This is a genomic window from Sphingomonas panacis, from assembly GCF_001717955.1.
Classification (GTDB): Bacteria; Pseudomonadota; Alphaproteobacteria; order Sphingomonadales; family Sphingomonadaceae; genus Sphingomonas; species Sphingomonas panacis.
On the sequence record NZ_CP014168.1, the window covers coordinates 1945439 to 1970557 of the forward strand.

24 protein-coding genes and 1 other annotated feature are annotated in these 25119 nt (G+C 66.0%); of the genes, 9 read left to right on the forward strand and 15 right to left on the reverse strand.

Annotated features, from left to right (window positions below):
* Positions 1–56: 56 nt before the first annotated feature.
* A complete protein-coding gene (locus tag J0A91_RS08840; protein ID WP_169833223.1) occupies positions 57–2075 on the forward strand; it encodes an acetyl-CoA carboxylase biotin carboxylase subunit in 2019 nt (672 codons plus the stop codon).
* A 113-nt stretch (positions 2076–2188) separates the two neighbouring features.
* Here J0A91_RS08840 and J0A91_RS08845 read toward each other — a convergent pair whose 3' ends face one another.
* Positions 2189–2446, reverse strand: a complete 258-nt coding sequence (locus J0A91_RS08845) for a hypothetical protein (RefSeq protein ID WP_069204606.1) — start codon at positions 2444–2446, stop codon at positions 2189–2191.
* On the reverse strand, positions 2443–2619 hold the full coding sequence (locus J0A91_RS08850) for a DUF4169 family protein (protein WP_069204607.1): 177 nt from the start codon (positions 2617–2619) through the stop codon (positions 2443–2445). The genes J0A91_RS08845 and J0A91_RS08850 overlap by 4 nt, the downstream gene beginning before the upstream one ends.
* 80 nt (positions 2620–2699) lie before the next feature.
* On the opposite strand from J0A91_RS08850, the gene J0A91_RS08855 reads away from it, so the two are divergent.
* The gene (locus J0A91_RS08855) at positions 2700–3974 is read left to right on the forward strand and encodes an Hsp70 family protein (protein ID WP_069204608.1); all 1275 of its coding nucleotides are present in this window, start codon (positions 2700–2702) and stop codon (positions 3972–3974) included.
* 188 nt (positions 3975–4162) lie between these two features.
* Here J0A91_RS08855 and J0A91_RS08860 read toward each other — a convergent pair whose 3' ends face one another.
* The 3 genes from J0A91_RS08860 to J0A91_RS08870 all read right to left on the reverse strand — a co-directional run bounded on the left by J0A91_RS08860 (position 4163) and on the right by J0A91_RS08870 (position 8331).
* Positions 4163–5632, reverse strand: a complete 1470-nt coding sequence (locus tag J0A91_RS08860) for an ATP-binding protein (RefSeq protein WP_069204609.1) — start codon at positions 5630–5632, stop codon at positions 4163–4165.
* A 39-nt stretch (positions 5633–5671) separates the two neighbouring features.
* On the reverse strand, positions 5672–7162 hold the full coding sequence (locus tag J0A91_RS08865; RefSeq protein ID WP_069204610.1) for a SulP family inorganic anion transporter: 1491 nt from the start codon (positions 7160–7162) through the stop codon (positions 5672–5674).
* Positions 7163–7203: 41 nt separating this feature from the next.
* Positions 7204–7259: a sequence feature (sul1 is cis-regulatory element that is thought to sense ions involved in sulfur or methionine metabolism; They are found in Alphaproteobacteria), on the reverse strand.
* Positions 7260–7434: 175 nt separating this feature from the next.
* Complete coding sequence (locus tag J0A91_RS08870) at positions 7435–8331, reverse strand: LysR family transcriptional regulator (RefSeq protein ID WP_069204611.1); 897 nt, start codon at positions 8329–8331, stop codon at positions 7435–7437.
* A gap of 110 nt (positions 8332–8441) precedes the next feature.
* Here J0A91_RS08870 and J0A91_RS08875 point away from each other — a divergent pair, with 110 nt between their 5' ends.
* The gene (locus J0A91_RS08875; protein ID WP_069204612.1) at positions 8442–9218 is read left to right on the forward strand and encodes an SDR family NAD(P)-dependent oxidoreductase; all 777 of its coding nucleotides are present in this window, start codon (positions 8442–8444) and stop codon (positions 9216–9218) included.
* Between the two features lie 78 nt (positions 9219–9296).
* Here J0A91_RS08875 and J0A91_RS08880 read toward each other — a convergent pair whose 3' ends face one another.
* Genes J0A91_RS08880 through J0A91_RS08895 form a run of 4 tightly spaced genes read right to left on the reverse strand, consistent with a single transcriptional unit; the run spans position 9297 to position 12935 of the window.
* Positions 9297–9584 (reverse strand): hypothetical protein, encoded by a 288-nt coding sequence (locus J0A91_RS08880; protein WP_069204613.1) that lies wholly within the window; start codon positions 9582–9584, stop codon positions 9297–9299.
* A gap of 33 nt (positions 9585–9617) precedes the next feature.
* Entirely contained in the window at positions 9618–10742 is a 1125-nt protein-coding gene (locus J0A91_RS08885; RefSeq protein WP_069204614.1) for a glycosyltransferase, read from the reverse strand.
* Between the two features lie 16 nt (positions 10743–10758).
* Positions 10759–12561, reverse strand: a complete 1803-nt coding sequence (locus tag J0A91_RS08890) for a right-handed parallel beta-helix repeat-containing protein (protein WP_069204615.1) — start codon at positions 12559–12561, stop codon at positions 10759–10761.
* A gap of 47 nt (positions 12562–12608) precedes the next feature.
* Positions 12609–12935, reverse strand: coding sequence for a hypothetical protein (locus J0A91_RS08895; RefSeq protein ID WP_069204616.1), 327 nt, complete (start codon positions 12933–12935; stop codon positions 12609–12611).
* A 201-nt stretch (positions 12936–13136) separates the two neighbouring features.
* Here J0A91_RS08895 and J0A91_RS08900 point away from each other — a divergent pair, with 201 nt between their 5' ends.
* Both J0A91_RS08900 and galU read left to right on the forward strand, forming a co-directional pair.
* On the forward strand, positions 13137–14504 hold the full coding sequence (locus J0A91_RS08900; protein ID WP_169833109.1) for an exopolysaccharide biosynthesis polyprenyl glycosylphosphotransferase: 1368 nt from the start codon (positions 13137–13139) through the stop codon (positions 14502–14504).
* 200 nt (positions 14505–14704) lie between these two features.
* Positions 14705–15577 carry a UTP--glucose-1-phosphate uridylyltransferase GalU gene (gene galU, locus J0A91_RS08905; RefSeq protein ID WP_069204618.1) on the forward strand — a complete coding sequence of 291 codons (873 nt, stop codon included), beginning with the start codon at positions 14705–14707 and terminating at the stop codon, positions 15575–15577.
* Positions 15578–15730: 153 nt separating this feature from the next.
* Here the strand turns inward: galU and J0A91_RS08910 are convergent, their stop codons facing one another.
* Positions 15731–16483, reverse strand: a complete 753-nt coding sequence (locus J0A91_RS08910; RefSeq protein WP_169833110.1) for a metallophosphoesterase family protein — start codon at positions 16481–16483, stop codon at positions 15731–15733.
* 241 nt (positions 16484–16724) lie between these two features.
* Between J0A91_RS08910 and J0A91_RS08915 the strand changes: the two genes are divergently transcribed.
* Positions 16725–17195, forward strand: a complete 471-nt coding sequence (locus J0A91_RS08915) for a Fur family transcriptional regulator (RefSeq protein ID WP_069204620.1) — start codon at positions 16725–16727, stop codon at positions 17193–17195.
* Between the two features lie 2 nt (positions 17196–17197).
* Here J0A91_RS08915 and J0A91_RS08920 read toward each other — a convergent pair whose 3' ends face one another.
* Positions 17198–17734, reverse strand: coding sequence for a GNAT family N-acetyltransferase (locus J0A91_RS08920; protein WP_069207175.1), 537 nt, complete (start codon positions 17732–17734; stop codon positions 17198–17200).
* A 96-nt stretch (positions 17735–17830) separates the two neighbouring features.
* Here J0A91_RS08920 and dxs point away from each other — a divergent pair, with 96 nt between their 5' ends.
* Entirely contained in the window at positions 17831–19756 is a 1926-nt protein-coding gene (gene dxs / locus J0A91_RS08925; protein ID WP_069204621.1) for a 1-deoxy-D-xylulose-5-phosphate synthase, read from the forward strand.
* A gap of 9 nt (positions 19757–19765) precedes the next feature.
* Here the strand turns inward: dxs and hemW are convergent, their stop codons facing one another.
* Complete coding sequence (gene hemW / locus J0A91_RS08930; RefSeq protein ID WP_069204622.1) at positions 19766–20917, reverse strand: radical SAM family heme chaperone HemW; 1152 nt, start codon at positions 20915–20917, stop codon at positions 19766–19768.
* A 39-nt stretch (positions 20918–20956) separates the two neighbouring features.
* Between hemW and J0A91_RS08935 the strand changes: the two genes are divergently transcribed.
* Positions 20957–21502, forward strand: coding sequence for a CAP domain-containing protein (locus tag J0A91_RS08935; protein ID WP_083224583.1), 546 nt, complete (start codon positions 20957–20959; stop codon positions 21500–21502).
* 270 nt (positions 21503–21772) lie between these two features.
* Here the strand turns inward: J0A91_RS08935 and J0A91_RS08940 are convergent, their stop codons facing one another.
* The 3 genes from J0A91_RS08940 to rph form a co-directional block, all read right to left on the reverse strand.
* On the reverse strand, positions 21773–22123 hold the full coding sequence (locus J0A91_RS08940) for an EF-hand domain-containing protein (protein WP_083224584.1): 351 nt from the start codon (positions 22121–22123) through the stop codon (positions 21773–21775).
* Positions 22124–22636: 513 nt separating this feature from the next.
* Positions 22637–23281 (reverse strand): RdgB/HAM1 family non-canonical purine NTP pyrophosphatase, encoded by a 645-nt coding sequence (gene rdgB, locus J0A91_RS08945; protein WP_069204625.1) that lies wholly within the window; start codon positions 23279–23281, stop codon positions 22637–22639.
* On the reverse strand, positions 23278–23994 hold the full coding sequence (gene rph, locus J0A91_RS08950) for a ribonuclease PH (protein WP_069204626.1): 717 nt from the start codon (positions 23992–23994) through the stop codon (positions 23278–23280). The genes rdgB and rph overlap by 4 nt, the downstream gene beginning before the upstream one ends.
* A gap of 75 nt (positions 23995–24069) precedes the next feature.
* On the opposite strand from rph, the gene hrcA reads away from it, so the two are divergent.
* Positions 24070–25113 (forward strand): heat-inducible transcriptional repressor HrcA, encoded by a 1044-nt coding sequence (gene hrcA / locus J0A91_RS08955; RefSeq protein WP_069204627.1) that lies wholly within the window; start codon positions 24070–24072, stop codon positions 25111–25113.
* Positions 25114–25119 lie beyond the last annotated feature (6 nt).

Consider the following 25119-nt stretch of genomic DNA (forward strand, 5'->3'; position numbering starts at 1 on the left):
TTCTGTCATTGGCTCGCACGACGGGCCGTCAAGCAGGTACTTGAGAGGTCCGGGCAATAATGTTCAAGAAAATCCTGGTCGCCAACCGTGGCGAAATCGCATGCCGCGTGATGCGCACCGCCAAGGCGATGGGCATCGCCACCGTCGCGGTCTATTCGGACGCCGACGCCCGCGCCCCGCACGTGCTGATGGCGGACGAGGCGGTTCGGCTCGGGCCGGCACCAGCGGCGGAGAGCTATCTCAAGGCCGAACTGATCCTGCTCGCCGCCCAGGAAACCGGCGCCGACTGTATCCACCCCGGCTACGGCTTCCTCTCCGAACGCGAGAGCTTCGCGCGTGCCTGCGCCGAGGCCGGCATCGCCTTCGTCGGACCTCCCCCGAAAGCGATCGCGGCGATGGGCGACAAGATCGAATCGAAGAAGCTGGCCAAGGCGGCGGGCGTCAACGTCGTCCCCGGTTTCCTCGGCGAGATCGCCGATACCGAGGAGGCGGTGAAGATCGCCACCGACATCGGCTATCCGGTGATGATGAAGGCCTCGGCCGGCGGCGGCGGCAAGGGTATGCGGCTCGCCTGGAGCGAGAAGGACGTTCGCGAAGGCTTCGAGGCGACCAAACGCGAAGGCCTCGCCAGCTTCGGCGATGACCGCGTCTTCATCGAGAAGTTCATCGAAAGCCCGCGCCACATCGAAATTCAGGTGATGGGCGATCAGCACGGCAACATCGTCTATCTCGGCGAGCGCGAATGTTCGATCCAGCGCCGTCACCAGAAGGTCGTCGAGGAAGCGCCCTCGCCGTTCGTCACGCCCGCGATGCGTAAAAGCATGGGCGAGCAGGCGGTCGCGCTCGCCCGCGCGGTCGGTTACTACAGCGCCGGCACGGTCGAGCTGATCGTGTCGGGCGCGGACAAGACGGGGAAGGGCTTTTACTTCCTCGAAATGAACACCCGGCTTCAGGTCGAGCATCCCGTTACCGAGGCGATCACCGGGCTCGACCTGGTCGAGCTGATGATCCGCGTCGCCGCCGGGGAGAAGCTGCCCTTCCAGCAGAAGGACGTGACGCTGACCGGCTGGGCGATCGAGAACCGCGTGTATGCCGAAGACCCGTATCGCGGCTTCCTTCCCTCGATCGGCCGGCTCGTCCATTACGATCCGCCCGCCGACGACCGCCCGGCCTACGGCCCGGTGCAGAAGGGCGCCGAATACGTCCGCGTCGATGACGGCGTGACGGAAGGCGGCGAGGTCAGCATGTTCTACGATCCGATGATCGCCAAGCTCATCACTCATGCCGACACCCGCGAGGGCGCGATCGACCTCCAGATCGCCGCACTCGACCGGTTCGAGATCGACGGGCCGGGCAACAATCTGGATTTCCTGTCGGCGCTGATGCAGCACGATCGCTTCCGCTCAGGCAACATCACCACCGGCTTCATCGCCGAGGAATATCCCGACGGCTTCACCGGCGCGCCGGCCGCGCCCGCTCTGCTCGCCGACCTGGCGGCGGTGGCGGCATTCGCGGCGACGGCCGAGGCCGATCGCGCCCGCCGCACCGACGGCCAGCTCGGCCAGCGGCTCGATCCGCCGGCCGACTGGGTGGTGCGGATCGCGGGCAAGGACCACACGGTCGCGGTGTCGGAGGATGCGATCACCGTCGACGGCACCGAGATCGACATCGCGATGGAATATACGCCGGGCGACCGCGTGATCGAGGCGGAGGTTGATGGCACGCCGCTGTTCGTCAAGATCGCGAAGACCCGCACCGGCTTCCGGCTCAACGCGCGCGGCGCGATCCACATCGCCCGCGTCCTGCCCGCGCATGTCGCGCCCTATGCCAGGCACCTGCTCGTCAAGGTGCCGCCCGATCTGTCGAAGTTCCTGCTCTGCCCGATGCCGGGGCTGCTCCAGAAGCTCTACGTGGCCGAAGGCGATTCTGTCGAAGCCGGCCAGCCGCTCGCGGTCGTCGAGGCGATGAAGATGGAGAACATCCTGCGCGCTGAAAAGGCCGGTGTGGTAAAGGCGGTGAATGCAGCGCCGGGCGAAAGCCTCGCGGTGGACGCGGTGATCCTCGAAATGGCGTGACGCCTCCCGCGTCGTCACCCCAGCGCAAGCTGGGGTCTCTCTGGGGCGGGCGCTGCGACAGCCAGGGGGAGATGCCAGCTTGCGCTGGCATGACGTTTTGAGAGCAGGGAGAGCTATTCCTCCGCCCGCTCCGACAGCTCCATCAGCGTCCGCGCCGCATCGCGGTCAGCCGCATCCTTGAACGCCACGTCGAGATCGGGTGCCACCCCCAGCATCTGCATCAGCGCCCACATGCCGAAGCGCCGCCCGCGATCGGTCTCCAGCCCGAACTCGACGCGCAACCGTTCCGCGCCAGCCTGCAACGCATCCGGCGAGACCGAGTCGAGATCATCGCTGCCGAAATAGCGCACGAACAGATCGTCGAGCCTCATTCCGCGATTTTCGCGCCGTCGAGCGTGCGCTCGCGATGCTCCGCTTCGGTCTCCTCGGCCCGCTTCTGCGCCAGCGTGCGCCCGTGCAGCGTGCGGTTCTGCGCGGCGGTGGCGGCGGCTTGCGTGCGCGCTTTCGCCTTGCGGGCGGTCCTCAGGTTGATGATCTCGGCCATGCGCTGACGTGTAGCACACTTGCGTTTCGCGGCCAGATCGGCATTAGCCGCCGGCCCGGCCAGCCGATGAGGACAGCACAGTGCAAGACGCGATCGGCCTCGATTTCGGAACGACCAACAGCGTCGTCGCGCGCGTGCGTGCCGACGGGCAGCCGCATCTGGTCGACTTCGCCGCGCCCGAGGAAACCAGCGCGGTGTTCCGCTCGGCGCTGTGCTTCTGGGAGGAGGACGGCCTCGCCTATGAGGCCGGGCCGTGGGCGATCGCCGACTATCTCGAATACCCGCAGGGCAGCCGCTTCCTGCAATCGTTCAAGTCGGTCGCCGCCAGCGCGACCTTCGAACACGCCTCGGTGTTCGACAAACGCTTCCGCTTCGAGGAACTCGGCAAGCTGTTCCTCGCCAAGCTGTCGGCCCACGCCGGCGGCGCGCTCGCCACACCGCCGAGCCGCGTCGTCGTCGGGCGTCCGGTCCATTATGCCGGCGCGCGCCCCGACGAGGCGCTCGCGCGGCAGCGCTACGACGCGATGTTCGCCGGCTTCGGCGCCGAGATCCATTACGTCTACGAACCGCTCGGCGCCGCATTCAGCTACGCCGCCCGGCTTGAGGACAGCGCGACCATCCTCGTCGCGGATTTCGGCGGCGGCACCAGCGATTTCTCGGTGGTGCGAGTCGCGCCGCCGGGTTCGCCCAAGCGCTGCACCCCGCTGGGCCACGCCGGCATCGGCATCGCCGGGGACCAGTTCGATTCGCGAATCGTCGACAAGCTCGTACTGCCGATCCTCGGCTTCGGCGGCCTCTATCGCTCGTTCGACAAGCAGCTCGAAATCCCGCGCGGCTATTTCGCCGATTTCAGTGATTGGTCGCGGCTCGCGTTGATGCGCAACCGCCGCACGCTGGAGGAACTGCGCAAGCTGCAACGCTCCGCGCTCGATCCCGAGGCGATCGGGCGGATGATCGCGATCATCGAGCAGGAACAGGGTTACCGGCTCTACGATTCGGTCGGCCAGCTCAAGCGCGCGCTGTCACGCGACGACGCCGCCGATTTCCACTTCGACGGCGAGGACGTGCGGATCGACGCGACCGTCACCCGCGCCGAGTTCGAAGGCTGGATCGCCGCCGATCTCGCCCGGATGAAGGCGACGGTGGACCGCGCGCTCGCCCAGGCCGGCGTGGACGAAAGCGGCATCGACCGAGTCTTCCTGACCGGCGGGACCTCGCTGATCCCGAGCGTGCGTGCGCTGTTCACCCAGCGCTTCGGCGAAGACCGGATCGCAAGCGGCGGCGAACTCACCTCGATCGCCAACGGCCTCGCGCTGATCGGACAGGAAGAGGACGTCGCCGCCTGGGCGGTGTGAGTTTCCGTCGCACCTGGCCTAAAGAAGTCTGGTTCGCGCAGAGGCGCAGAGGACGCAGAGGCGGTAACGCGATCCGCGACGGCGCGCGCCGGTCGTCCGGTTCATGCTCCTGCGGCCTTCGGCCGCTACATCTCTTCTCTATCTCTTCTTTCTGCGTCCTCTGCGCCTCTGCGCGAATTCTTATTTCTTCAAGCCTCGGTCGACTCGGTCGTCCAGCCCAGCCCGGGAATCGTGATCGATCGTCGCCCCGACAGGTCCACCCGAGTCACGAAGATGTCGCGCCCCTCGATATAGCTCATCACCCGCCGCGCCCGGCCCAGCGAACTCGTGCCGTAGATTCGCGCGATCTGCTCGTCGGTCGGGCAGGGCGTGCCCTCGCGCGCCGCGCGCGCCACCAGCAGGAACGCGCCGAGCATGTCGTCGGGCAAGGTCGCCGCGACGGCGAGCGCCTGCGCCCATTCGCCGTCGAGCCCCTCGAAAATCCCCGCCCGCGCCGCTGCCAGCCGGCGTGCGAACGCCGATGGATCGAGCGGTGCGCGCCGCACCCCGACCATCCGGCAGCGCACCTGGAAATCCTGATACAGCACCGCCGCCGCGCGCCCGCCCGATTCGGGGTCTTCCGCGATCGCGCGCAGCACATCGACGATGATCTGCTCGCGCTCCTCGGGCGTGATCTCCGGCTCCGGCTCGGCGCGAACCGGCTCGGGGCGCGCGATCACGCTGTCCATCAGGTCGGCCGATGCGGCCGGGCGCGGCGGCGGCGGGTTGGCGGCGGCGTGCATGAACAAGGTCGGCTCGTCGACCTCGACCTCGGTCATCAGCAGGTCGCGCATGTCGGTGCCCTGCGCTTGCGGAAGCGGCGTCAGCACCGGGCTGCTGCTGCGCGCCGAGGTGAGTACCTGCCCGATCCTGACCATGATCGGCCGTCGCGCGATCGCCGGCCCCAGCCCCAGAAAGGTGCCGCGCGTCAGGTCGCGGATCTGTTCCGCCTGCCGCCGCTCCATGCCGAGCAGATCGGCCGCGCGCGCCATGTCGATGTCGAGGAAGGTCCGTCCCATCAGGAAGTTCGACGCTTCCGCCGCGACGTTCTTCGACAATTTGGCAAGTCGCTGAGTCGCGATGATGCCGGCGAGGCCACGCTTGCGCCCGCGCGACATCAAATTCGCCATCGCCGACAGCGAGGCGCGGCGCACCTCCTCGGTCACTTCAGCACCGGCGGCGGGCGCGAAGATCTGCGCCTCGTCGATCACCACCAACGCAGGATACCAATGTTCGCGCGGCGCATCGAACAATCCCATCAGGAAGGCGGCGGCGCAGCGCATCTGTCCCTCCATCTCGAGACCCTCGAGACTCAACACCACCGATGAGCGATGCTCGCGCGCGCGCGCGGCGAAGCGCGTGATCTCGGCGATCGAATAGTCGACCGCCTCGATCACGACATGGCCATACGGCCCCGAAAGCGTGACGAAATCACCCTCGGGATCGATGATGATCTGCTGAACCTCGCGCCCGCTGCCTTCCAGCAGACGGCGCAGCAGATAGGATTTGCCCGAACCCGAATTGCCTTGCACCAGCAGCCGCGTCGCGAGCAGTTCCTCAAGGTCAATCGTCACCGCGCCGCCGTTCGCGTCGGTGCCCATGTCCACACGGAATGTCATGGGCGCCGAATGGCGGAAAGCGGGCAGGGGGAGCAAGCGTTAATGCGGCACCACGCCCATCTCGACGCCGGTCTTGTCGTGGAGCGCGAAACGATCGACCAGATCGGCGCTCGCCTGATTATAGCCGATCACCGCGACCTGCGCGCCGCCCTGCCGCAGCCGCGCCACCGCCTTGTCGAGCGCGCCCACGCCCGAAATGTCCCAGAAATGCGCCGCCGACACGTCGATCGTCACGCGCGGCGCCGGCTCATCCCCGGCGAACGCGCGCGTGAAGCGATCGACCGAGGCGAAGAAGATCTGACCCGTCACGCGGTAGGTCGCGGCGTCGCCGTCGGCGATCCGCTCGACCGCGAACATCCGCCGCACCTTGCCGGCGAAGAAGATGCCCGACAGCAGCACGCCCACCAGCACGCCGCGCGCGAGATCGTGAGTCGCCACGACAACCGCGACCGTCGCCAGCATCACCACCGAAGATGTCGGCGGGTGGCGGCGCAAATTGGGAATCGAATTCCAACTGAACGTGCCGATCGACACCATCACCATCACGGCGACCAACGCGGGCATCGGGATTCGCCCCACCCACGGCCCCAGCACCGCGAGCAGGAACAGCAGGAACGCGCCGGCGGTGAAGGTCGACAGCCGCTTGCGCCCGCCCGAGGTGACGTTGATCACCGACTGGCCAATCATCGCGCAGCCGCCCATCCCGCCGACCAATGCGGCGGCGATGTTGGCGCTGCCCTGGCCGAAACATTCGCGGCGCTTGTCGCTGCCGGTGCCGGTCATGTCGTCGACGATCTGCGCGGTCATCATCGATTCGAGCAGCCCGACCGCCGCCATCGTCAGCGCATAGGGCAGGATGATTCGCAGCGTCTCCAGCGTCAGCGGCACCTGCGGCCACGTCAGGCTCGGCAGACCCTCCGGCAAGCGGCCCATGTCGGAGACGGTCCGCACCGGCAGCCCCAAAGCGATGCCGATCGCCGCCAGCACGAGGATCGCGACCAGCGGGGAGGGCACCGCTTTGGTGATGCGCGGCAGCAGGTAGATGATCGCGAGCCCGCCCGCGACCATCGCATAGGTGTGCCACGTCACGCCCACGAACTGCGGAAGCTGCGCCATGAAGATCAGGATCGCGAGCGCGTTGACGAAGCCGGTGATGACCGAGCGCGACACGAACTGCATCAGCAGGTCGAGCCGCAATGCGCCCGCGATCATCTGGAACACGCCCATCAGGATCGTCGCCGCGAACAGATATTGCAGGCCGTGATCGCGCACCAGCGGCGTCACCAGCACCGCGACCGCAGCGGTCGCGGCCGAGATCATCGCCGGCCGCCCGCCGATGAAGGCGGACACGATCGCGATCGCGACCGAGGCATACAGGCCGACGCGCGGATCGACACCCGAGATGACGGAAAAGCCGATCGCTTCCGGGATCAGCGCAAGCGCGACGACGATGCCGGCGAGCATCTCGCGCCGGGCTTCGGTGGCGTCGGCGAACCATTCGCCGCGCCAGCGGGACAAAATGTGAGTCATTGGAAATACCATGAGGCAGGCGTCGCGAGGCGGACGCCTGTCATTGTCCGGCGGATCGGCGGCCGGAATAGCCACCCGGAATCGCACCGGGTCCATGTGAGTACCGCCTTCATACCGGCGCGCGGCGTCGGCGCAAGGTATTGCATCGTCGCCCCGGCGAAGCCTGTCCTGAGCAGCTGGCTTGCCAGCCAGTCGAAGGGGCCGAGGCCGCTGCATGTAGGCCACCCGCCCGCCAAATTTCAGAACGGCCCTGGCCTCCGCCGGGGCGACGCTCATTCCGCCAGGCGCAACTCCGCATCGAGAAAGTCGAGAAACGCCCGCACCCGCAGCGCCAGCCGGTCATGCCCGCTGTAGAGCGCATGGATATCCTCGCCGTCGCCCGGATTGGATTCCGCCAGAACCTCGACCAGCCGCCCGGCGGCAAGATCCCCCGCGACATGGAAGCGGCCCAATCGCGCGATGCCGCCGTCGGCCATCGCCATCAGCCGCACGACTTCACCCGAATTGCCGAGGAACGGCCCATCGACCGGCCGCTGCACGACTCGCCCGCCGCTCAGGAACGGCCACGAATCGACGCTGCGGCGGAAGCTGAACTTGAGGCAGATGTGCTGCGATAGCGCGCCGGGGTCGCGCGGCATGCCGCGCCGCGCGAGGTAACCGGGGCTGGCCACCAGCACCATCGTGCTATGGCCGAGCTTCTTCGCGCGCAGCCGCGTGTCGCGCAACGGGCCGATTCGGATCGCGATGTCGGCACGCTCCTCGATCAGATCGACCAGCGTGTCGGAGAGGGCAAGATCGACCGTCACCTCGGGATTGGCGTCGAGGAAACGCGGCAGCATCGGCAGCAGGCAATGCACGCCGAATGGCACGGCGGCGTTGACGCGCAGCAAGCCGCGCGGCCGGTCCTGCTCGCGCCCGAGGCTTTGTTCAACGGCATCGACCTCGGCGAGCAGCGCCGAGATGCGGCTGCGGTACGATTCCCCCTCCGGCGTCAGCGAAAGCGAGCGCGTGGTGCGCTGGACCAGCAGGACGCCGAGTCGCGCTTCGAGCCGCGCGATGCTGCGGCTCACCGCCGATGGCGTGAGGCGCAGTGCCTTGGCGGCGGCGGCGAAGCTGCCGCCCTCGGTGACAGCGAGGAAGGTCTGCATGTCGCCGATGCGGTTGTCCATGTCGCGCCCTCATGATCGCAGATCACTTCTATTGTGCGCTGCTGCCGGCTAATCATCAATGCCGCGCCGGCATATCTCCTCCTTCGTCATTCCAACGGAGGTTTTGGACAATGGACCTGCAACTCAAGGGCAAGACGGCACTCGTCACCGGCTCGACCGCCGGTATCGGCCTCGCCATCGCCGAGCGGCTCGCCGCCGAGGGTGCCGAGGTGATCGTCACCGGCCGCGCCCAGGACAAGCTCGATGCCGCCGCCGCGAAGGTCGGCGCCACCCGCGCGGTGCTCGCCGATGCGGGCACGGCGGAGGGCTGCGAGGCGCTGATCGCGGCGGTGCCCGCCGTCGACATTCTCGTCAACAATCTCGGCATCTACGAGGCCAAGCCCTTCGTCGACATCACCGACGCCGACTGGTTCCGGTTCTTCGAGATCAACGTGATGAGCGGCATCCGTCTGTCGCGCCATTATTTCCCGAAGATGCTGGAGGCCAATTGGGGCCGCGTGATCTTCATCGCCAGCGAGAGCGCGCAGCTCATCCCGGCGGAGATGGTCCATTACGGCATGACCAAGACCGCCCAGCTCGCGATCTCGCGCGGGCTTGCCGAGCAGACGCGCGGCACCGGCGTTACGGTCAACACCGTGCAGCCCGGGCCGACTCGCTCGGAAGGGATCGTCGAGTTCATCCGCTCGACCGTCTCCAACAAGGACGCGTCGGAAGCCGAGCGCGAGGCCGAGTTCTTCGAAAAGCTGCGTCCCCTGTCGCTGATCCGCCGCCTGATCGAAGCTGAGGAAGTCGCCGCGATGACCGCGTTCCTCGCCAGTCCGCTCGCGGCGGTCACCAACGGCGCGGCGATCCGCGTCGAGGGCGGCATGGTGCCGACGATCGCCTGATTGCGTCCAGACGTGAAAAACCCCGGCGATACCGTGTATCGCCGGGGTTCAATCCGCTGCCGCTAAAACGCGGAAAAATCAGGAGCTGGCGGGGTGGTCGCTGTAGCAACCGCCGGCGGCGGCGCAAGTCCCGGTCGAGATCGCGAACAGCGCGCCGATTCCGACCAGAATCGTGCCGACCTCGAGGAATTTCTTGGACTTCTTGCGCGGGGTATACGCCGCGCGCTCGACCAGCTTGGCGCGAACGCCGGTCGTCGGCGCATCCTGCATAGCGACGGCGGGCTGCGCCACCGGCGCGGCCATCACGGGCGCGGAGGTAGCCATGAGCATGCAACTGGCGGTTGCGATCGCAACGAACGTCTTCATGATCTGCCTCCCTGAATATCTGAAACCTACGTATTACTTAGTCAAATCCAACAAAGAGTCAACTTTCTTTGCCGGTTGGGTGGCCGCGATGCCGCGGTAGAGATGCGCAACCTTCGCGATCATACGTTCTTCAGTAAACTCCGCCAGGAACAGATCGCGCCCGCTCCGCCCGAGCGCGCGCAATTCAGCGCGATCAAGCCCCGCCAGAACGTCCGCCAACGCTGCTACGTTCCCACGCGGATACAAATAGCCCGAAATGCCGGGGCGCACGATCTCCGGCAGCGCATCCGCGTCGCTCGCCACCACCGGCCGCGCCTGCCGCATCGCCTCGATCGCGGCGAGTCCGAAGCCCTCCCAACGCGACGGCATCACGATCGCATCGGCCGCGGCGATATAGCCCGGCAGCAGTTCGCGTGGTTTCCAGCCGTGCTCGGTGATATTGGACCGGGCGGACCGCGTTTCGTCCATCCTGTCGCCGACGGTGTGCAAATGGATCGCCCGGTCGCCAAGCAATGCCATCGCCGCGAACAGGTCCGGCAAGCCCTTTTGCGGCGTGGTCCGCCCGATGAACAACAGGTTGAGCGTGGTGGACTCGAACCCCGCCGCCGGCGCCACATCGCCATCGAGCGGCGGCAGGCCGTTGTATACCATCGCCAGCTTCGCCGCCGGCAGTCCGACCGCGATGGCACTGTCCTGCTCGAAGCGTGAGATGCACAGGATGCGATCGGTAACCCGCGCGAGCAGCCGCTCGATGGCGACGTAAATCCGCTTCTGCCACGCGGGGATCTGCATGTTGAACGCCCAGCCGTGCGCGCAATAGACGATCGCCGGCCGCCGCTCGGCGCGCATGAACAGGTAGCGCGCACGGATCAGCACGCCGGCGAAGGTGCTGTGGATGTGGAGGATATCGGGCCGCTCCGCCGCGATGACGCGGTGCGCGAACCGCGCCATGCCCGCGAACGCGCCCGGCCGACGCGCGGAACTGCGGAACAGGCGCAAGGTCGATTGCGGGATCGCTTCGAAAAAGTGCCTCTCGTCCTCGCCGACGACGATCACGACGTTGCCGACGCCGTGCTCAGCCGCCTGCGCCACGACGAGTTGCGCCATATGCGTCGCGACGCCGCCCTTCGTCTTCTGCGCGACATGCAGGATCTTCACGCAGGCGCTCGGGGCATCACGGCGTATCGTCAGTCGGCGCCCGCTCCGGCAGAGGCTCGGGTTCAGTCGCCGTAGGCACGAATGCCGGCGGCAGCCCCGCCACCGCTGCCGCCGCCCCGCCGCGCGTGCGGTTGCCCGAAACAACACCCAGCGCTTTGGCTTCCACATAAACTGCGCTGACCGTGTTGCCGGTGACGGTGGCATGCCCCGCCGTCCCGAACAGCACGATCGGCAACGCGGTGTCCTTGCCCGTGTCGATCACACTGTTGCGCGAAATCTCGGCGCGGTGCTCGCCGGCGGCCGGTGCGGTATCGGCGATCGCGATCGTGCCGGGGGTTTGGGCCGCGGTCACGCGTATCTCATTGTCGGTAAAGGTCGCCTGCACCGCACTGTCGCCGAGCACACGGTAGGGCGCCACGATCGCCCGATCGAAGCTGAGCTTGTTGCGCGTCACCACGAGCGTACCGGTGGAACCGCAGGTGAGGTCGCACGCGACGTTCTCGAATGTGTTCCCGTCGAGCACCAGCCGCGAGAAATAGCTGGGCAGGCACACGCCGCTCCCGGTCTTGCCGGCAAAGACGAAACGGTTGCCGATGAACGACACGTCGATCGCGCCCGGCGAGCGCCCGAAGCCGGCGCTGCGCAGCGCGAACAGCGCGCGCCCGCCGCTCTTGCCATAGCGCTTGCCATAGCGGGCGGGTAGCTGCGCGGCGCTGCCGTCCTGATAGACCTGGTTGTTGCGAAACACGATGTTCTTGGCGGCGTAGAAGGTCGCCAGACCGTAATTGGAGGCATTGCGCACGATATTGTCGTGCGCCAGCGCGTTGAAGCAGCCCTCGAAGTCGATGCCGACGTCGAGCATCTCGCTGACCTCGTTGTGGGCGACGAGGATGCCGTCGCCATTGTTCCCATAAATGCCGCCGTTGGCGCCGTGCACTTTGTTGTGCGTCACGTAGATATCGCGCGCGCGGCGCAGATATTGCGGCGCTCCGCCCATGGTGATCTTGGCCGATCCGCCGAACCAGCTGATGTTGGCGAAGCGCCCGGTGTTGCCCACCGCGATGATCCGCCGGCCATAATTCACCCGCAGGATCTGGCTCATGTAGGCGCCGCCATCGACCCTGTTGTCGTAAGCGAGGATATCCTCATTGAGATCGTCGCCGCGCGGCGAAAAGCCGGCGTCGAGCGCGAGGTCGTGGATGTCCTTGCGATCGTCGCGCGTCAACTTGCGCAGGTGCCCGACAAACAACGCCCCGAACCGGTCGGTCGAACAGCGTGTGACCGACACCTTGCGCACGTTGAGGCCGCGCAGAATCGTGCCGTTCGACGGCAGTGGCGCTGGCCGCACCAGCCGTAGCGAATCGATGTGAACGCCGGTAAGGAAGCTTGCCGGGTTCTTGTCCGCCGGCATCGCGATGAAGGGATCACGCTGCCGCCCCTCCCAACGTAGCACCGTGGCATCGCCTGCGCCGAGGATCGCGATCGGCGCGGTCAGTGCGATCGGCCGGGTCAGCCGCAACGTGCCGGCCGGGATCAACAGCACCGCCACCCCCGATGCGATGGCTTGCTGAAGCGCGAGCGTATCGTCGGCCTGCCCGTCGAGCTTCGCGCCGAACTGGCGGATATCCTTCCCCTTGGCCCGCCACTGCGCGATCTCGGCATAGAAAGCGGTGCGCGTCGGCGCCCATTTCGGCCAGCTGGCGTCTTCGGTGGTGCCATGCTGGGCAAGCGTCGCGCGCACGCACAATGCGCCCCCGGCGACGCCGAGCAGCGGCAACACGGCGCGGCGACTGAGCTTCGGAAGGTCGAGGTCACGCATCGAAGAGACTCCTGCATTTGCCCGTTGGCATATCCGCGCCGACGCGCCTAGCCGCGCCGCCTGCGCGCATCCCACAACGCCAGTCCGCACAGCAGGCACGGCCAAAGCATCGTGTTGAACACATCCTGCTGCGTATCGCGAATCTGCCAGTTTTGCAGAACCGGCCATGTCGCGGCGAGATCCATTGCCTCGTTGAGCGCTTCGAGCAGCGCAACGCCCGCCAAGGCCCATAGCGGCCCAAGGCGCCGCCGCGTCGCCAGCCGCAAAACGATATAGATGGCGATGCCAAGATGGATGTGGAGGATCGATCGGCCCAATTCGCCTCGGGGTGCGACGAGATTTTTCAGCGCTTCGAAGTCTGCGATACCGCTCATCTTCACCGTCTACCCAGTGGGCGCCCCGCAGCGGAAGCATAGCGGCGTTCGATAGGAGAACAACCGCCATATTGGAACGAGTTGATGCATTGCACCATTTATGGCATCGTCCCACAGCAATCCTGTCGCCCCATCGACATCGAGAGAAGGGGATCGATTCGCGTGGCCACGTTCGAGAGCAAGCAGGGGGAGAGCGAACGCGTGTCGTTTGATCCGGTCCCGCTCGCACCGCGCGGCATATCCAAGCAAATGATTCGCGGTCGGCTGGTGCTCTCGGTGCTGGCGGTCGATCTGGTCGCGATCGTCGCGCCGATCGTGCTCGCCGCATGGGTGCATCTCGGCTATTTCTTCGGCGTGCGCGTGGTCAGCCTGCTCATTCTGGTGCTGCCGCTCTATTATCTCATCGCCTTGCAGATAAAGGCGTTTTCGCTCCGCAACATCATCAAGCCGCCGCGTAGCATGCGCAAGGCGTTCTCCGCATTGCTCGGAGCCTATGCGATCGGCCTGGCGATCACCTTCGCCACGCGCTCGAACGAGGAATTGTCGCGTGTGCTGGTGGCGACCGGCTGTCTGCTGAGCTGCTTTTCCCTGATCCTCGCGCGCGGGATCTTCGCCGATCTGGCGGCGCGCGCGCTCGGTGGAACCCCGGCGACCGAGATCGTCATCGTCGATGGCGTCGAGCCTCCCCCGCAATGCACCGCGACCCGTGTCGACGTGCAGGGGGCTGGCATCATTCCCAATCTCAGCGATCCGATGATGCTGCATCGCATCGGCGAATGTGTGTTTCAGGCCGATCGCGTCATCATTTCCTGTCCGCCCGAGCGACGGGGCAAATGGGCGTTGGCGCTCAAGGGCGCGGGCGTTCAGGTCGAGGTACTCGCGCCTGAGCTCGACGCATTGGGCGCGATCGGCACCAGCCAGTATCATGGCTTTGCTACCGCGGTGGTCGCGGTCGGCCCCCTCAGCGGTATCGATCGGGTTACCAAGCGGATATTCGATCTCGTCGTGGCAGGCGGCATGCTGATCGGGCTGCTGCCGCTGCTGCTGATCGTCGCGATCGCGATCAAATGCGATTCGCGCGGACCGGTTCTGTTCGCTCAACAGCGTGTCGGGCAGGGCAACCGGCTGTTCAGGATGCTCAAGTTCCGCAGCATGCACGTCGCGCAGGCGGACGCGAGCGCCAGCCGCCTCGTCACGCGTGGCGATCCGCGTGTGACGCGGGTCGGCTGGTTCATTCGCCAGACCAGCATCGATGAATTGCCACAGCTTCTAAACGTTCTGCGCGGCGAGATGAGTATCGTCGGCCCGCGCCCGCACGCGACCGGCGCGCTGGCGGGCAGGGCGCTCTACTGGGAGGTGTCGGCGCATTACTGGAACCGTCACGCCGTCAAGCCGGGGCTGACCGGGCTGGCACAGGTACGCGGGTTTCGCGGCAATACCGAGACAGGTGCCGATCTGCTCAACCGGCTTCAGGCTGATCTCGCCTATCTCGAATCCTGGACGGTGTGGCGCGACGTGATTCTGGTTTTGCAGACGTTCAAGGTGCTGATGCACCGCAACGCTTTTTAAGTAGGTCGCCCGCTTTCTGGCAGCATATTTGCGTCGATGACCATTTTCGCATCGCAGCGAAATCGCGGCATTTGGTGCCGGATCGGCGTTGTATGCCAATCGACAAGGCGACACGCGCCCCGGTATAGGCATGGCGGCAGCGGCCCTGTTTCCGGCGGCGCATTTCATGGATTCCATCGCAATTTCGGAGTTAAACAGGCATGACGATCAAGCCGGTGCGCAAGGCGGTTTTCCCGGTGGCGGGTCTGGGTACGCGGTTTCTACCAGCGACCAAGGCGATGCCGAAGGAAATGCTCACGGTTCTTGACAAGCCTTTGATCCAATATGCGGTCGAGGAAGCGCTCGAAGCGGGGATCGAGCAGATCATCTTCGTCACCGGCCGCAACAAATCGGCGTTGGAAGACCATTTCGATATTTCCTACGAGCTTGAGGACACGATGCGCCGTCGCGGCAAATCGCTCGCCGTGGTCGAGAGCATTCGTATGAAGCCGGGTTCGCCCGTCTATGTCCGCCAGCAGGAGCCGCTGGGCCTGGGCCATGCGGTGTGGTGCGCGCGCGAGATCGTCGGCGACGAACCGTTCGCGGTGCTGCTGCCGGACGAGTTGATGGCCGGCACGCCCGGCTTCATGAAGCAGATGGTCGAGGCGTATCAGACGGTCGGCGGCAATGTGGTGGGCGCGCTCGAAGTGGCGCCGTCGGAAACGCACAAATATGGCATCATCTCGCCGGGCAAGGTCGATGGCCGGCTGACCGAGGTCAAGGCGTTGGTCGAGAAGCCAGCGCAGGGCAGTGCGCCCTCGAACCTGATGATTCCGGGCCGCTACATCCTCCAGCCCGAAGTGATGCGGATTTTGGAGAAGCAGGAAACCGGTGCCGGTGGCGAGATCCAGTTGACCGATGCGATGCTGCAACTGATCGGCAAGCAGCCGTTCCACGGCTTCACCTTCTCGGGCGAACGTTACGATTGTGGCGACAAGGCCGGCTTCATTCAGGCCAACCTCGCGATCGCGCTGGCGCATGCCGACATCGGCCCGAGCGTTCGCGCGTTCGCTACGGAATTGCTGGCAAAGTAAGCACCGGATACGGGGGTGAGATCGCAGTCCACCGATTAGTTCGAGGAACTGCGACTATACCCCCAACCGTTCGCACTGAGCTTGTCGAAGGGCGTGCCTAGAGCGCTACGCTTATCGCACGTCCTTCGACAAGGTCAGGACGAACGGAGTGGATCAGGCCGCGCTGCGGCGCGCGGTTTCGGCTGCCGGTTTCGCGGCCGATTCGAACAGCCACCGGCGCGTGCCGTCGATGCCGAGCACGGTGAGCCGCCCGCTATACACCGCTCCGGTATCGATACCGATACGGTTGGTGCGCAATTCCGCTTCTTCGGTTACGGTATGGCCGTGGACGATGATCCGGCCATGATCGGCATTGCTTTCGAGGAACGGGTTGCGAATCCAGCGCAAATCGTTCTCGGATTGCTCGGCGAGCGGTATGCCGGGCCTGATCCCGGCATGGACGAAGACATAGTCGCCGCGAAACACCATTTCGTCGCAGTCGTTCAGCAAAGCGAGATGTGTGGGCGGTACCAGCTCCCGGATCCGTTCGGCGAGCGCCTCGTTCGAAAGCGTGTCGTATTCGTGGCGCGTGATGCCGTAGCTGAACAGCGTCTCGCGGCCGCCGATCTTGATGAACATCGGCAGGAGGTTGGCCTCGCCCTGCAGGATGCGCAGGAACACTTCCTCATGGTTGCCCAGCAGGACGCTGATGCTGCGCCCGCTCGCGCGCAGCGCGACGACGCGCTCGACCACCTCGGCCGATTCGGGGCCGCGGTCGATCAGGTCGCCTAGAAAGATGATCTCGGATGGATTGCCGGCGTTCTTCGCGTCCTGTGCGGCAATCTGCTGCAACACGTCGTCGAGCAGATCGCATCGGCCGTGGATGTCACCGATCGCGTACAAACGTGCGCCATAAGAGGCAGCCACCGTTCGCCGCTCGGGCTGTCGCTCGCGGCGACGGTTGAGAAAGCGGGCTAACATCTAGGTCGAACACTTGCCTCGTCAATTTGTTCAGCCTGAAGGGGCTCAATCTTTCACGGATCATGCCATGCTGCACTGCAATGGAGCGAATCGCCACCCGGCTCAATCCCGTATCGGCAGGCCGCGACGAGAGTGCGACGGGCCGAGCACCTTGCTCCTCAGTCCCGCAAGGCCTATTTCACCGCGTATGGCGAGCCTTCATCATCATCAGGAACCGCACGGCGAAGATCTCGCCCGCGCTGCACAGGACGCGCTCGAGCGATCCGGCGAGCAATGGACGACGATGCGCGCGCACATCTTCGCCGCGCTGGCGGGCTTCGACAAGCCGGCGTCCGCCTATGACATCGCCGAGGCGGTGTCGAAAGCGGAGGGACGCCGTGTCGCCGCCAACAGCGTGTACCGTATCCTCGATCTGTTCGTGGCGGCCAATCTCGCGCGGCGGGTGGAGAGCTCGAACGCCTATATCGCCAACGCGCATCCCGATTGCCTGCACGACTGCATTTTCCTCGTCTGTGACACGTGCGGGCAGACGACTCACCTTGACGACGACCGCATCACCAACGGCGTGCGCTCTGCGGCGGAGAAGGCCGGTTTCGCGCCCGAGCGTCCGGTGATCGAAGTGCGCGGCAAATGTGCCGAGTGCGACGCGGCAAGCTGAGCCTAAAGCACCTTGCCCATGCGAACGCCCGGCACCGGCACGCCGCTGCCGTTCATCTTGTCGACCCGCTCGATCACGTCGTAACCGCACGCGCGATACAGCGGCTCGCCCGCGAGCGTCGCCATCATCTCCGCGCGCGCAAAGCCGGCGTCCCGCGCGGCGTTCTCGCAAATCCGCAGGATCATCCGGCCGATCCCGCGCCGGGTGAAATCGGGATCGGTGTACATCGCCCGGATACGGGCGGCATCGATGGCGGGATCGAGCACCGTACCGTCGCGCAACGAAACGCTATGATTGCCGCCGTACAAGGTCGCGCGAAAACTCCAGCCACCGCAGCCGGCGAGTCGATCGTTCGCGATCACGACGAAATAGGTGCCGTCTTCGATCAATTGCGTATCGAGCCCCATACTCAGCCGGCTCGCCGCAACCTGCTCTGGGGTCAGGAAATCGTGTTGGAGCGCAGCGATCGCGCGGTCCATCAGCGCGGCGATCGCGGGAATATCGTCGGCGGTGGCGATGCGGTGTGATGGATCGGACATGCAGCCGTTGTCCAATTGCAACGCACCGCACGTCAAGTCACGTGGACAACGATCGCAACAATCGACAGTCGCGCCGGGCTTCGCTAATGACGGCCGATGGTTGACGCTTCCACCACGCCGCTTCTCGACACCGTCGACACGCCCGCCGATCTCCGCAAGATCGCACCCGCCGATCTTCGCCAGCTCGCCGACGAGTTGCGCCAGGAAACGATCGCCGCTGTCGGCGTGACCGGCGGTCACCTCGGTTCGGGCCTGGGCGTGGTCGAACTGACCGTGGCGATCCACTATGTGTTCGATACCCCACGCGACCGGCTGGTCTGGGACGTCGGCCATCAATGCTATCCGCACAAGATCCTCACCGGCAGGCGTGATCGCATCCGCACGCTGCGCATGGGCGGTGGCCTGTCTGGCTTCACCAAGCGCAGCGAGAGCGAATACGATCCGTTTGGCGCGGCGCATTCGTCCACATCGATCTCGGCGAGCCTCGGGTTCGCGATCGCCAACAAGATCGCCGCGCAGCCGGGCAAGGCGATCGCGGTGATCGGCGATGGCGCGATGTCGGCGGGCATGGCCTATGAGGCGATGAACAACGCCGAAGCTGCGGGCAACCGCCTCGTCGTGATCCTCAACGACAATGACATGTCGATCGCGCCGCCGGTCGGCGGCCTGTCCGCCTATCTGGCGCGGCTGGCGTCGAGCAAGGAGTTCCTGGGGCTGCGCGATCTCGCGAAGCGCGTCGTCAAGCGCCTTCCCAGGCCACTCGCCACCGGCCTCAAGAAGACCGACGAGTTCGCGCGCGGGATGGCCATGGGCGGCACCTTGTTCGAGGAACTTGGCTTTTACTATGTCGGCCCGGTCGACGGGCACAATCTCGACCAGCTCATCCCGGTGCTCGAAAACGTCCGCGATGCGGCGGATGGCCCGATCCTCGTGCATGTCGTGACCCAGAAGGGCAAAGGGTATGCGCCTGCTGAGGCGGCGCCCGACAAATATCACGGCGTCCAGCGTTTCGACGTCATCACCGGCACGCAGGCCAAGGCGCCGCCGGGGCCGCCGCAATATCAGAACGTGTTCGGTCAGGCACTCGTCGAAGCGGCGAAGACCGATCCGACCATCGTCGCGATCACCGCAGCGATGCCCTCGGGCACCGGGCTCGACAAGTTCGCGAGTGCCTATCCAGAGCGTTTCTTCGACGTGGGCATCGCCGAGCAGCATGCCGTCACCTTTGCGGCCGGACTCGCCGCACAGGGGATGCGGCCGTTCTGCGCGATTTATTCGACCTTCCTTCAGCGCGCCTATGATCAGGTCGTGCATGACGTCGCTATCCAGAACCTGCCGGTTCGCTTCGCGATCGATCGCGCCGGTTTGGTCGGCGCGGACGGTGCGACTCATGCCGGCAGCTTCGACGTGTCGTATCTGGCGACCTTGCCCAATTTCGTGGTGATGGCGCCCTCGGACGAGGCCGAACTGGTTCATATGGTCCACACCGCCGTCGCGCATGACAGTGGCCCGATCGCGGTGCGTTATCCGCGCGGCAACGGCGTCGGCGTTGAACTGCCTGCAACGCCCGAGGTGCTGGAGATCGGCAAGGGCCGCATCGTCCGGCAGGGCCAGAAGGTCGCGATCCTTTCGCTGGGCACGCGACTCGGTGAGGCGCTCAAGGCGGCCGATGCCCTCGATGCGCGTGGGCTGTCGACCACCGTTGCCGATCTGCGTTTCGCCAAGCCGCTTGACGAGGCACTGATCCGTAAGCTGCTGTCCACGCACGAGGTTGCGATCACGATCGAAGAAGGTGCGATCGGTGGGTTCGGCGCGCATGTGCTGACCTTCGCATCGGACAACGGCCTGATCGACGCGGGCCTAAAGCTGCGCACGTTGCGCCTGCCCGATATGTTCCAGGATCAGGACAAGCCCGAAGTGCAATATGCTCAGGCTGGTCTCGATGCCGACGCGATCGTCGATTCGGTGCTCAAGGCGCTGCGCTACAATTCGGACGGCGTGGTCGAGAGCGCTCGCGCCTGACGCGTGGCTTCAGGGCTGCACGATCGCGGGCAGGATCGCGTCTAGCAGCAGCATTCCGGCCTCGCTGACGGCAAGCCGGTCGCCGGCGCGGATGAGCAGCCCTTGGGCTACCAGCCGCGCTGTGGCGGGTTCGTCGATCAGTTCGGCGATCGGCACCGCGCCGAGTTGCGCGATTCGCCTGAGATCGATCCCCTCGCGCAGTCGCAGGCCCATCAACAGCGCCTCCTTGGCGCGCTCGCTCGGCGCGAGCGCATCCTCGATCTGCGCGCCGTGGCCGTTGCGCGCGACCGCGCCGAGCCAGTTCTCCGGCTTCTTGTGGCGCGCGGTGGCGAGACCGGCGCGACGGCCGTGGGCGCCGGGGCCGATGCCGGCGTAATCCTGATAGCGCCAATAGACGAGGTTGTGGCGGCTCTCCGCGCCCGGTCGGGCGTGGTTCGATATCTCGTAGGCCGGCAGCCCCGCCGCCGCCGTGATCGCGCGTGTCGTCTCGAACAGGTCGGCGGCGGTGTCGTCGTCGGGGATCGTCAGGCGCCCCGCCGCTGCTTCGGTCGCGAAGCGTGTGCCGGGTTCGATGGTGAGTTGGTAAAGCGACAGATGCTCGGTGCCGAAGCCGAGCGCGCGGCGCAGTTCCGCTTCCCAGACGGCGAGGCTCTGCCCGGGGCGAGCGTAGATCAGGTCGAAGCTGACACGCGCGAACGCGGCCTGCGCGGTCGCCAGCGCGGCCAGCCCTTCATCGACGCCGTGCGCGCGACCGAGGAAGCGCAACGCCGCGTCATCGAGCGCCTGCAACCCGAGCGAGACGCGGTTGACCCCCGCCGCCGCCAGATCGGCGAAGCGCGCCGCCTCGACCGAGGAGGGATTCGCTTCCAGCGTGATCTCGATATCGTCGGTGAAGCCCCATGCACTCTCCGCCGCCGCGAGGATCGCCGCGACGGTCGCGGGCGGCATCAGCGAGGGCGTGCCGCCGCCGAAGAAGATCGACCCGAGCCGCCGCCCCGGCAACGCCTGCGCCTCGTACGCGAGATCGGCGAGCAGCGCGTCGCGCCATGCGATCTGATCGACGCTCTCGCGGACATGGCTGTTGAAATCGCAATACGGACATTTCGAGACGCAGAACGGCCAATGGACATATAGGGCGAGTGGCGGCGTTGGGTCGGTCATATCGGGCGGCCTATGCGCGCCTGCGGAGGAAGTGGAAAGATGCGGATCGTCGTGATGTTGGCGCTGCTGCTCGCGGCGTGTTCGCCGTCCGGGCCGCCGCGGATCGTCGAGCCGCGGCTCAAGGAGCAGCCGGCGCGGGGGCTGAGTTTGCTCCGGCAGGCGATGCTCGACGGCCACAATCGCGCGCGCGCGGCGGTCGGCGTCGCGCCGCTGGTGTGGGACGACACGCTCGCGGCGCATGCGCTCAGCTATGCGCGCACGCTCGCCGCCGAACATCGCTTCGAACATGCCGTGCAACCGATGGGGCCGGGCCGCGAGGGCGAGAACCTGTGGACCGGCACGCGCGGCGCGTATCGCTATGACGAGATGGTCGGCGGCTTCGTCGATGAGAAGCGCTTCTTCCGCAACGGCGTGACGCCCGATTTCAGCACGACCGGCAAATGGGAGGATGTCGCGCATTACACGCAGATCGTGTGGCGCGGCACCACCCGCTTCGGCTGCGCGCTGGCGAGCAACGCGCGCGACGATTATCTGGTGTGCCGCTACACGCCGCCGGGCAACGTGGTGGGTGAGGTGGCGTTTTAGGGCTGGGGGAAAGATAGCAAAGGTTGTCCACTGGAGGCACCGTGCGGGAGTGTCACTTTTGGGCGTGGCTGACGGCCGGGGCCGTCCCTCGCAAGCCGCGAGTGGGAGCCGTTACGATTGGGGCTGGCACTGTCAAAGAGCGGGGGGCGGCAGTATGCCAAAGGCGATGTCTGTAGGACAGGCGCGGCAGCGGCGCTGATCGGACAAAGAGCGACAGGCTTGTTCCCGATGCTCAATCGCGAAGCGCGACTCTCCTTACCAGCAAGATAGCTAGGCGACATTCTTTCGAAGCGAGGGCTTCAACTCTGCCGCACTCAAGGCGCCATCGTGATTTACGTCATATCGCGTGAAGGTTTGATCGCTGAGCGACTTGACCAGCCGCTCTATATTTTCCGGGGTGATTTTTGCCTTCGCGGCGGGATTTGAATCCACGGCCTCCCGAAGTCTCGCACGAACGCCGGCCTTGAATTCCTCCGGCGTCAGCGTCCCGCTTAGATCCGCGTCGTAACGCTGCACAAACGCGTCATCGAACGCGAGATTGATCGTCAGATTACGGTTTGGATCACGAGCTGGACCCATTGCGGCAGCAGCCTGTAGTGCGATCAAAGCCAGTTGGTTCATGCCGCACTCTCTTCGCGTTTGGAATCAGGCCTGCGTGCGGATTATGCCTGATATCGCCGCTCTGACCAACGTCCGCTGCTGGTGTCGGCTTCCCCAATCGCAAATGTCGCGACTTGGTGGAAAACGGACGTTCAGCCCGACAGCACGTCAACCTGCGCTTGGCGAACCCACCCCCGCTTACAGGTAGTTGTCCGTTGTACGTGTAGGCCGTTGGCGGTTCCCGGACAGGGATGACGATCGGCTTGGAACCAGACCTCCACCCATTCTCTTGTTTCATCGCAGATGTAGACATTCGTTCCTGATTTCAGCACCTTCACCTGCCGCGCGATTTTGCTTGGTGCCGCATGAACGGTCACGCTGCCTTGCTGGCGAGGCGCTCTGATCTTGGCGTAATTGCAGGTATATGACGGTGCTGGATGGGCCAAGGCGAGGATAGCTATAAAGAACATCCCCAAAGCATAGCGTGTCGATGAACGTCTACAACTGGGCGCGTGCTCCCGATTCCAGCCCCCCTCAGAACACCGCCGCCACCAGCGCCTTGAACGCCGCCGTGCGGTGGCTGATCGCCGCCTTTTCCTCCGCTGGCAGTTCCGCGAAGGTCTGCTCGTGCCCGAACGGGACGAACACCGGATCGTAGCCGAACCCGACCGTGCCGCGTGGCGGCCAGGTCAGGTGGCCTTCGGCGCGGCCTTCGAACCATTGGACGTGGCCGTCGGGCCAGGCCAGTGCGAGCGTGCAGACGAAATGGGCGTCGCGCGAGGCGTCTGGCCCCTTCGTCGCGAGCGCGTCCTCGACCTTCTGCATCGCCAGCCCCCAGTCGCGCCCGGTCGGGGTTTCGGCCCAATTGGCGGTGTAGACGCCGGGATCGCCGTTCAGCGCCTCGACGCACAGCCCGCTGTCGTCGGCGAGTGCGGGCAGGCCGGACAGATCGGCGGCGACGAGCGCCTTGAGTTCGGCATTGGCGACGAAGGTGGTGCCGGTCTCCTCGGGCTCGGGCAGGTCGAGTTCCTTGGCCGAGACCGCGTCGATGCCATAGGGCGCGAGCAGCGCGCGGATTTCGCGCACTTTGCCTTCGTTATGGCTGGCGATGACGAGCTTGCCGGGGGCGAGCTTGCGGATCGCCTGGGGGGTGACCCCGTCCTCCGCCGGCGCGCTCATTTGGCGACCGCGCGGGCTTGCGCGGCGAAGATGTCGGTGCAGCCGATGCGGGCGAGGCGGAGCAGGCGAAGCAACGCTTCCTCGTCATAGGTCGCGCCCTCGGCGGTGGCCTGCGCCTCGGCGATGTTGCCGTTTTCGAGCAGCACGAAATTGGCATCGGCGTCGGCGTTCGAATCCTCGTCGTAATCGAGATCGAGCACTGGCGTGCCGTTGTAGATGCCGCACGAAATCGCCGCGACCTTCTGCGTGAGCGGATCGGCGGTGAGCTTGCCCTGCGCCATCAGCCCGTCGATCGCGAGCCGAAGCGCCACCCACGCGCCCGAGATCGAGGCGGTGCGGGTGCCGCCGTCGGCCTGGATGACGTCGCAATCGAGCACGATCTGGCGCTCGCCGAGCAGCTTGAGATCGGTCACGGCGCGGAGCGATCGGCCGATCAGCCGCTGGATTTCCTGCGTGCGCCCCGATTGCTTGCCCTTGGCCGCCTCGCGATTGCCGCGCGTGTGGGTGGCGCGGGGGAGCATGCCATATTCGGCCGTCACCCAGCCTTCGCCCTTGCCGCGCAGGAACGGCGGCACCTTCTCCTCGACCGAAGCGGTGACGAGCACCTTGGTCTCGCCGAAGCCGATCAGCACCGATCCTTCGGCATGCTTGGTGAAGCGCGGCGTGATGGTGATCTCGCGCATTTGATCGGGGGTGCGGCCGGATGGGCGCATGGGAATTTCCTTCGTGATAAGCGTCGCGGGGTGCCTAGTCTTTCACTTCGGCGCACGCCAGCCTAGATAAGCAGCATGCACGCGCCACCCGTCACCGACCTCAACGATCGCGCGCGCGACGTGTTTCGCGTCGTGGTGGAAAGTTATCTGAGCACCGGCGCGCCGATCGGCTCGCGCACGATCGCGCATCTGTCGGGGCTGAACCTGTCGCCCGCCTCGATCCGCAACGTGATGCAGGATCTCGAGGAGTTGGGCTTGCTCGCCGCGCCGCATACCAGCGCGGGGCGGATGCCGACCGAGATCGGCCTCAGGCTGTTCGTCGACGGGATGATGCACGCGATGGAGCCCTCGATCGAGGAGCGCGCCGCGATCGAATCGCGCGTCCAGCAGGCCGGGCCGGTCGAGGAGGCGCTGGCGGCGACCACCGCCGCGCTCTCCGGCCTGTCGGCGTGTGCTGGGCTGGTGATGGTGCCCAAGCGCGAATTCGTGCTGCGGCAGATGAGTTTCGTGCCGCTCTCGGCTGAAAAGGCTTTAGCGGTGCTGGTCGGCGGCGACGGATCGGTCGAGAACCGCGTCGTCGATCTGCCGCCGGGGGTGAGCGTGCCGGCGCTGATCGAGGCGGGCAATTACATGACGGCGACGCTCGGCGGGCTGACGCTTGCCGAGGCGCGCGCGCGGATCGAGCGCGAGATGGCGGAGGAGCGGGCGCTGGTCGACAGCGCCTCGCGCGCGCTGATCGAGCAGGGTCTGGCGGTGTGGAGCGAGGACAGCGACCGCCGCCCGGTGCTGATCGTACGCGGGCAGGGGCGGCTGATCGACGCCGCCGCCGCCGCCGATCTCGACCGGATCAGCGATCTGCTCGACGATCTCGAAGGCAAGCAGGAGATCGCCCGGCTGCTCGACAGCGCGAGCGCGGGCGATGCGACGCGGATCTTCATTGGCGCCGAGAACAAATTGTTCTCGCTGTCGGGATCGTCGGTGATCGCCAAGCCGTTTCGTGGTCTCGACGGGCGTGTCATCGGGGTCGTGGGCGTGATTGGCCCGACTCGGTTGAACTATGCGCGCGTTGTGCCAATGGTCGATTTTACCGCCGCGACGCTGGCGCGGCTGATGGGTTAGAAAACC